Below are 8,247 nucleotides of genomic sequence, written 5' to 3' on the forward strand. Positions count from 1 at the left end.
CGGCGCAGATCACAGGTGGTCAGATCCGGCAGATCAGGCAGCAGGATCATCACTGCCGGCGCATCATCGCTGAGTGCATCCAGAGCCCGGCGCAGCCCGGCGCTCATCCCGTCGCTTGCATCGGGCACCGGAACAGCCGTCACATCAAGATCCGCAACGCTGTCGCAGCGCGGATGTGGCGCCGGGGGCAGGGCCACGATCACCGCCCCCCGGGTGGCTTCCCGCGCGCGCATCACCTGGCGGCGCAGCAGGGGCAAACCGTCTGCTTCGAGCATCAGCTTGTCGGTCCCCCGCATCCTGCGCGATGCACCGGCGGCAGGAACAATCACAGGAATGTCGGTCAGCGGCGCTTCGGTCATGACCTGACGCTATATTACCTTTTGCTGTAGCGACAGACCCGCGCGGGCGGCATCAACCGGTAAGGAGAGGCCACAGCGCAGACCACTTCAGCCGCGCATCCGGGACCCGTCCGGATCAAAGAGAGGTTCGGTGATCACCCGGGCGGAACGCATCTTTCCAAGAATTTCGATCTGCACCTCCGGTGCCTCATCTGCCCGGTCCGCAGGCAGAAAGCCGATGGCAATGGATTTGCCGGCATGGTGCGAGTACCCCCCGGACGTGCAAAAGCCCACGACCTCACCCTCAAGCCAGACCGGCTCATAGCCATGCACATCTGCATCCTCAGCATCGACCTCAAAGCTGACCAGACGACGCGCGGGTCCTGCGGCGCGCTCAGCTTCGGCGGCAGCCCGCCCGATGAAGTCAGCATTTTTGCCGAAGCGGATGAACCTGTCGAGACCTGTCTCCGCCGCAGTGTAGTCGGGTGAGAACTCCGACATCCAGCTGCCAAAAAACCGGTCGAGCCGCAGCGACATCATTGCCCGCATGCCGAAAGGCACCATGCCGCGGGGCTCTCCGGCAGCCCAAAGCGTCTGCCAGAGCGCGCGCTGGCTCATCGGATCACAATAGATCTCATAGCCCAGATCACCGGTATAGCTTACCCGCTGCACGATGCAGTCGGTCATGCCGATGGTCAGCCGGCGCACGTCGAGAAACCGGACATCGCTCACATCCGTGCGGGTGCAGGCGGCAAGCACCTCGCGCGCCTTCGGGCCGGCGATCTGAAACCCTGTGAGCTGATCCGAGATGTTTTCGACCAGCGCGTCATCTGATGCGTTCTGCCCGAACCAGCGCATATGACAGGCCTGCGCGCCGTAAGAAGCGGTGAGGTGAAAGAGCTCTGCGCCCAGACAGGAGATTGTGAAATCCCCCAGCAGCTTTCCGCGCGGCGAAAGCATCGGCGTGAGGCTCAGGCGCCCCTCGTCCGGTACCCGGCCCGCCATTATACCGTCCAGCCAGGCCCGCGCGCCCGGGCCGCTCACCCGGTATTTGCCAAAATTCTGGACCTCATTGATTCCAACCGCTTGCCGGACGGCCTTCACCTCACGCGCGGTCGCTGCAAAAGCATCAGAGCGCCGGAAGGAGGGCGTTTCATACGCCGGCTCACCGTCCTGCGCGAAGTAATTCGCGACCTCCAACCCGTATTGCTTCCCCCAGACGGCCCCCATGCCCGTGAAAATATCATACATCGGCGTCGTGCGATTGGGGCGGGCGGCGGGCAGCTCTTCATTCGGATAAGCCACGGAAAAACGCTTCTGGTAGTTCTCGATAACCTTTGGCCGTGTATAGCCGGGGCTGATCCAGGGACCGAAACGCGCCACATCCATCGCCGTCACGTCGCGTTCGGGCTCGCCCTCAATCATCCACTGTGCCAGCGTCAGACCGACACCGCCGCCCTGGCTGAAGCCCGCCATCACACCGCAGGCTGACCAGTAGTTGCGCATCCCCGGCACCGGGCCCACCAGCGGGTTGCCATCAGGCGCAAAGGTGAAGGGGCCGTGGATCACTGATTTGATGCCAGCGCGTTCCAGCACCGGGAACCGTTTATACGCAAATTCAATGCTGTCTGAGATTTTGTCAAAGTTATCCGGCAGCAGTTCATGGCCGAAGCTCCACGGCGTGCCGTCCACCGCCCATGGCGCACAGGTCTGCTCGTAAAAGCCGATGCAGAGGCCACGGCCCTCCTGGCGCAGATAGCTTTCGCCGGCAGGATCCATCACATGCGGGTGTTCGGCATCACGCTCATAAATCTCAGGGATCGCATCGGTGACGATATACTGGTGCTCCATCGGGTGCAGCGGGAAATACACACCGGCCATAGCACCCACCTCACGCGCCCAGAGGCCGCCGGCATTCACCACATGTTCGGCATGCACCGTGCCCTTGTCGGTCACCACATTCCAGGTGCCGTCCGGGCGCTGGTTGGTTTCGCGCACCATGCAGTGGGTTTCGATCATGGCACCGCCCATACGCGCCGCCCTCGCATAGGCATGTGTGGTGCCCGAGGGGTCAAGATGCCCGTCCAGCGGATCATAGAGCCCGCCGATGATGCCGTCGAGGTTGGTGATCGGGGCGATTTTGCGGATCTCTTCGGGCCCGACAATCTCGGTGTCGAGCCCCATGAAGCGGTGCTTGGCGCGTTCGGCCAGCATCATGTCAAAACGGTCCTGATTGTCCGCGAGGGTCACACCACCGACATGGTGCAGACCACAGGACATGCCGGTAATCTCTTCGAGTTCCTTATAGAGCCGGATGGTATAGCCCTGCAGGGCTGCCATATTCGTATCGCCGTTCAGCGTGTGAAAACCGCCTGCCGCGTGCCAGGTCGATCCGCTTGTCAGCTCCGAACGTTCCAGCAGCATCACATCAGACCATCCCAGTCTGGTGAGGTGATAGAGCACGGACGCGCCGACAACGCCTCCGCCGATGACGGCAACACGGGTGGTAGTCTGCATGGGATTCTCCGGTTTCTCCAGGCCTGAGAATGTGCGCGAGCGGGCGCACGGGCCTGGCTGAAAACGACAGAAACTGACGTTTCAGGAACCTCAGCCCGGGGGTCAGTAAGCCTCTGCAGCAGCCCGTTGTCATGAGAAGATGGCACAGCCCGGCCTGATCGGCTGAAACCAGGTCAGGTTATGTCCTGCGGTATTTGCTGTCAGGCGAAACCTTCACCGCTGCAATATGAGCACCGCCTGAAACGGGTGCCAAAACAGCCCTCGCAGGTGCCCATCACCGCATGCCCGTGATAATCGCGGCCCTTGTACATGCGCCCGGTACCGTTGCAGGTCACACAATTCGCGCTGCCGGAGCCATGGCACCGGTGGCAGCGTCGTTTGACGTGTTTAACAGCCAGGCGTTTCTGCTTAACTTCGTGGGGCATCAGCAATCATCTCAATTGTCGTTGTCATCGGCAGGGCACTGCGGCCCGGGTGTCCCGTGTCAGCGTGCTGAGTACCGGATGAATGTGGCCATTTAATGCCACCACCTGCGTGCGCGGCGCAAAAAGCTGCGCTCCCGGACAGAGAAACGTGATTGCAATGCGTTACGACGTGGAGAGTACCGGGTCAAATTTTCCACAGGCCTGAGCGGATAACAGGTAGGAGGCCGTGTGGCGGCCCTAACAACGTGCCCAGCGCACGCAGCGGCCGGCCTGATTCGCAAGACTGTCCGGTCAGCATTCAGGAACCGCTGCACGAAAGGCCGGGCATGCAATGCCGGAAGTTACCGTTTCAGGTCTCCGTCCAGCCTTTGATCTCTGCAGTCTTCGCCCGTAGCCAGAGCAGATCGAACCCCGCGATCGCCCGGTAGCCACGTTCGAAAAGCCCGTCGGCCATCTCCCGGCTCAGCGCATTGCCGCCGAGCGGCAGACCGGCAGCATTCGCCGCAGCTTCGATCCTGCCGACCGCAGCGCGTACAACGGGATGATCGAACTCCCCCATATGTCCCAGATCAGTGCTCAGATCGAACATGGCGACCACCAGCAGATCAATGCCCTCAACTGCACAGATCTCGTCGATGTTCTGCACCGCGTCCCGGGTTTCGATCAGCAGAACAGTTATCAGCCTGTCTTCCGTAGCATCCCGGAATGACGGCAGATCCGTTTGCCAGCGCGACTGCGCAATGAATGCGCCAAACCCCCGCACCCCGCGCGGCGGATACCGCATACAGGATACAGCAAGCCGGGCATCCTCCGCAGTGCGCACCAGGGGAAAACAGATGCCTTCCGCACCCAGATCCAGCACCCTTTTCACAACGGCAGCATCAATCTCCGGCACCCGTACGATCGGCGCGCAACGCGTACCCGCAGTGGCGGCGATCATCGCATGAGCAGAGGCGTGATCGACGGCCCCGTGCTCCATATCAATAATCAGCCCGTCCGCCCCCGCCGCGGCCATGGCCTGGGTCACAACCGCCGAAGGTATCGTGACAATATGGATGGCTACCCGGTCATCGGTATTGTTGAGGCGGTTTTTCAGACAGGTGTCGGGTACGGTCATAGGCTGGCAGATCTCTGATCAGGTTCGGCCCAGTCTGTGCATGCCACCGGTCTCACGCAAGCGATTTCACCGCCCGGAAACACGGCGATGAGTGAGGCAGGCCACTCAGGCCCCCTCAGGGTGCAGCCACGGGCACTGCTTTACATCCTTCAGGGCCAGGTCTGGGACCCGACACTAACCGGTGGCAACCGGCGGTCCGGCCATCCGCACCAACCCTGCGCATTGTCAGCCGCCGACCAGATATGTCGTGAACAAGCAACCGGCCTGAAAACGGCCGGGGCATGGTCAGGGCCAGCGAAACACGAAAGAGATCAGGGACTATCCCATGCGCACCCATGCTCAGGCCGTTGTCATCGGAGGCGGCGTTATCGGCTGCTCCATTCTTTATCACCTGACCAAAGCGGGCTGGAGCGATGTCGTCCTGCTGGAGCGCGACGAGCTCACATCGGGCTCGACCTGGCATGCGGCGGCCAACATCCACGGGCTGCACGACAATAATAACATTACCCGGATCCAGAATTATACGATGGACCTTTATAATGCGCTGGAAGCGGAAACCGGACAGTCCTGCGGGGTGTTTCAGCCGGGGTCTCTTTATCTCGCACAGACCGAGGCGCGTTCGCATCAGCTGCGCCTGCAGGCGGCCAAGGCAAAATACTATGGCCTGCCGTTTCGCGAGATTGACCGGCAGGAAGCCGAAGCACTGCACCCCCTGGTCAATTACGACGGCATCCGCTGCATCATGTTCGAAGAAAATGGCGGCAACGTGGATCCGTCAGGTGTCACAAACGCCTATGCCGCCGGCGCGCGCCAGAACGGTGCAGAGATTATCCGGTTCTGCCCGGTTACCGGCACCGAACAACAACCCGACGGCACCTGGATCGTGCGCACCGCCAAAGGCGACATCGCCACGGAATGGGTGGTCAACGCCGCCGGGCTCTGGGGCAGGGAGGTCGCAGCCCTTGCCGGGCTGACGCTGCCGCTGCAACCAACCGAACATCAGTATTTTGTCACGGAAACGATTGCGGAGATTGCCGGACTGGACCGCCGGTTGCCTTCCGTCGCGGACCGGGACGGCGAGTATTACCTGCGCCAGGAGGGCAAAGGTTTGCTTGTCGGCGCTTATGAAAAAGACCTGCGGTTCTGGGCCGAAGAGGGCACGCCGCAGGGCTTTGGCCATGAACTTTTCGCCGACGATCTGGAGCGCATCGAAGAGAACATGATGCGTGCCATCGACCGGGTGCCTGCCGTAGGCGAGGCCGGCATCAAACGGGTGATCAACGGGCCGATGATCTGGTCGCCGGACAGCAATGTGCTCTTTGGCCCGGTGCCCGAACTCAGCAACTATTTCTGTTGCAACGGTATTATACCGGGGTTCTCGCAGTCGGGCGGCATGGGGCTGCTGGCGGCGGACTGGATCACCACGGGCGAGACGCGCTATGACATGTTCGCCTGGGACGTGGCGCGGTTCGGCGACTGGGCGGACAAGGCCTTCACCAAAGCACGCGTGGGCGATCAGTATGCGCATCGCTTCAAGATCCACTTCCCCGGCGAGGAACGTGCCGCCGGCCGGCCGGTACGCACACGACCCGCCTATCAGATGCAAAAGGAGATGGGGGCGGTCTTTGGCCTTAACTACGGCTGGGAGCATCCGCTTTATTTCGGCGACACGCCCGGCGCCGAGGACGTTACCGAAGGCTTCACACGCCAGGGATGGTGGGACACCGTCGGCGCCGAATGCCGGATGCTGCGCGAGCATGCCGGTATTATCGATATCTCGAACTTTGCTAAATATCGCTGCACCGGGCCGGGCGCGGAGGCCTGGCTGAATTCTGTGTTCGCAAACCATATGCCGAAATCGGTCGGCCGGTCTTGTCTGACCCCGCTGATCGGGAAACGCGGCGGTATCGCAGGTGATTTCACTGTGACGCGGGTCGGAGAGGAAGAATTCTGGATCATCGGCGGCGGCGCTGCGGAGCGGTATCATCAACGCTTTTTCAGATCTGTGCCGTTACCCGCGGGCACCGAGTTTGAGAGCCTGACCGAAGGATTCTGCGGGTTCAACGTGGCCGGCCCCGCCGCGCGCGATTTGCTGGCGCGGCTCACCAACAGCTCGCTCGCTACCAGCGATTTTCCCTTCATGCGAAGCGCCTGGATGGAGATTGCAGGTGTGCCCGTGCTGGCGCTGCGCGTTTCTTTCACCGGCGATCTCGGCTGGGAACTGCACTGCGCCACCGAAGATCAGAAAAAGCTCTATGACGCACTTCTGGAGGCCGGCAAAGAGCTGGGAGCAGGCCCCGTCGGCAGCCGCGCGCTGATGAGCCTGCGCGTCGAAAAGGGGTACGGCTCCTGGAGCCGTGAGTACTCTCCTGAATACTGGCCCCAGGAAGTCGGCCTCGACCGGCTCTGCAAAATGGACAAGGAGTTCCTGAACAAGGCGGCCGTGGCGGAAACTCTCGCCAGAGCGCCGCGTGAAATGCTGGTGCTGATGGAGCTTGATGCGGATCAGACAGATGCCTCAGACGCGGATGCCACAGGCGGCGAGCCTGTCTTCCGCAACGGCAGGGGCATCGGGCGGGTGACTTCAGGGGCCTACGGCTATTCGGTCGGCAAAAGCCTGGCCCTGGGCTATGTGAAAGACGCGGCACCCGGGGACGAGGTGGTGGTCATGGTGCTGGGTCAGCCCCACAAGGCACGCATCCTGCACGAGCCGCCCTTTGATCCGAAAGGCGAACGCCTGCGCGCCTGACCGGTTCGCTGCAAAGAGCGCAGGCCTGATTTTACGGGGCAAGGACCATCTGATCTTGTGGCCGGTGACTGGTTTGAGCCCGGTATAATCAATGCCACGACATGCACATATCGCCACCTGCGACTCATTCCTTCGAAAAGCTCACTTTGATAAAATGTGCTTTCGCCGCTTCAGTCCGCAATTACCTCAAAAAATGCCTGAAAAGGCGTCAGGGGCACCTGTGTGCAGTCTGTTCGGGACGATGTGACCCCCTTTTGACTAAAATTGCATTGCACCACTGACCACCGGCTGTTACTGCAGCTGTCAGTAAGAGTATAAAGGTGTAATAAATCCATGAAAATTAAATCATTTTTTGCTGCCGTCGTGATCGCCGCCTCAAGTGTTTCGCCCGCTTTGGCAGCAACGTACGGCATCGGCGATGTGACAGGCGGCTTCAGTGGCAATTATGTATTGGCGGCCGATCCGGACAATAACGGGGAAAAGGTTGATTTCTTCAACTTCACTTTGAATACAGCCCCTGGATTTGCCGTAACTAACATCGAGATCACAGTTCAAAGCGTTGCTGGCAGCAACCTTTTCCCGGTATTCGGACTGGGTGACTCAAGTGGGGCCCTGCTGGGCGCAACGCCCAATACCAACGGTGGAAATGCAAATGATGAAATACCCATCGTTCTGTCGCTGAGCGGAACACCTGTGTTTGCTGACGGTACCTACACCATAGCTGTCGCTGCATGGAAAGCTAACATCACTGATCCGATTGGTAACAGTACTTCAGGCGCGTTTTTCAACAACGGTAGCTATAGTCTGGATATTGATCCGACCATCAGCGCCGTGCCTTTGCCTGCGGGTGGACTACTTCTGATGACCGGTATGGGCGCGTTAGCGTTTTCACGCCGGAAAAAGCGCAAATCCTGAGATTCCGATATACTACTCAGAAGCTGAAAGCGGCGGGCCATGGTCCGCCGCTTCTGGTTGTAATGCCTGATTTTTTTAATGAAGCTGACGACAACTTCCAAATACAGGAAACCGGGCTGCTATCCCGGGTGCCCGCGATCTGATGTGCGTCCGGATGCCATCTCAGTTCAATCACCGGGCGAAGAT

5 protein-coding genes are annotated in these 8,247 nt (G+C 60.5%); 2 read left to right on the top strand and 3 right to left on the bottom strand.

Features of this window, described 5'->3' with window-relative positions; genetic code table 11:
* The 3 genes from Q0M35_RS15570 to Q0M35_RS15580 all read right to left on the bottom strand — a co-directional run.
* On the bottom strand, positions 1–359 hold a 359-nt coding region (locus Q0M35_RS15570), incomplete at its 3' end, for an NTP transferase domain-containing protein (protein WP_295316914.1).
* Between the two features lie 87 nt (positions 360–446).
* Entirely contained in the window at positions 447–2,855 is a 2,409-nt protein-coding gene (locus Q0M35_RS15575; RefSeq protein ID WP_295316916.1) for an FAD-dependent oxidoreductase, read from the bottom strand.
* Between the two features lie 774 nt (positions 2,856–3,629).
* Complete coding sequence (locus Q0M35_RS15580) at positions 3,630–4,397, bottom strand: aldolase/citrate lyase family protein (protein WP_295316918.1); 768 nt, start codon at positions 4,395–4,397, stop codon at positions 3,630–3,632.
* Positions 4,398–4,722: 325 nt separating this feature from the next.
* On the opposite strand from Q0M35_RS15580, the gene Q0M35_RS15585 reads away from it, so the two are divergent.
* Together Q0M35_RS15585 and Q0M35_RS15590 are read left to right on the top strand one after the other, a co-directional pair.
* Complete coding sequence (locus Q0M35_RS15585; protein WP_295316920.1) at positions 4,723–7,146, top strand: FAD-dependent oxidoreductase; 2,424 nt, start codon at positions 4,723–4,725, stop codon at positions 7,144–7,146.
* A gap of 333 nt (positions 7,147–7,479) precedes the next feature.
* Entirely contained in the window at positions 7,480–8,061 is a 582-nt protein-coding gene (locus Q0M35_RS15590) for a VPLPA-CTERM sorting domain-containing protein (RefSeq protein WP_295316922.1), read from the top strand.
* Positions 8,062–8,247: the final 186 nt, after the last annotated feature.

This window comes from Roseobacter sp. (genome assembly GCF_024639605.1).
GTDB lineage: Bacteria > Pseudomonadota > Alphaproteobacteria > Rhodobacterales > Rhodobacteraceae > Roseobacter.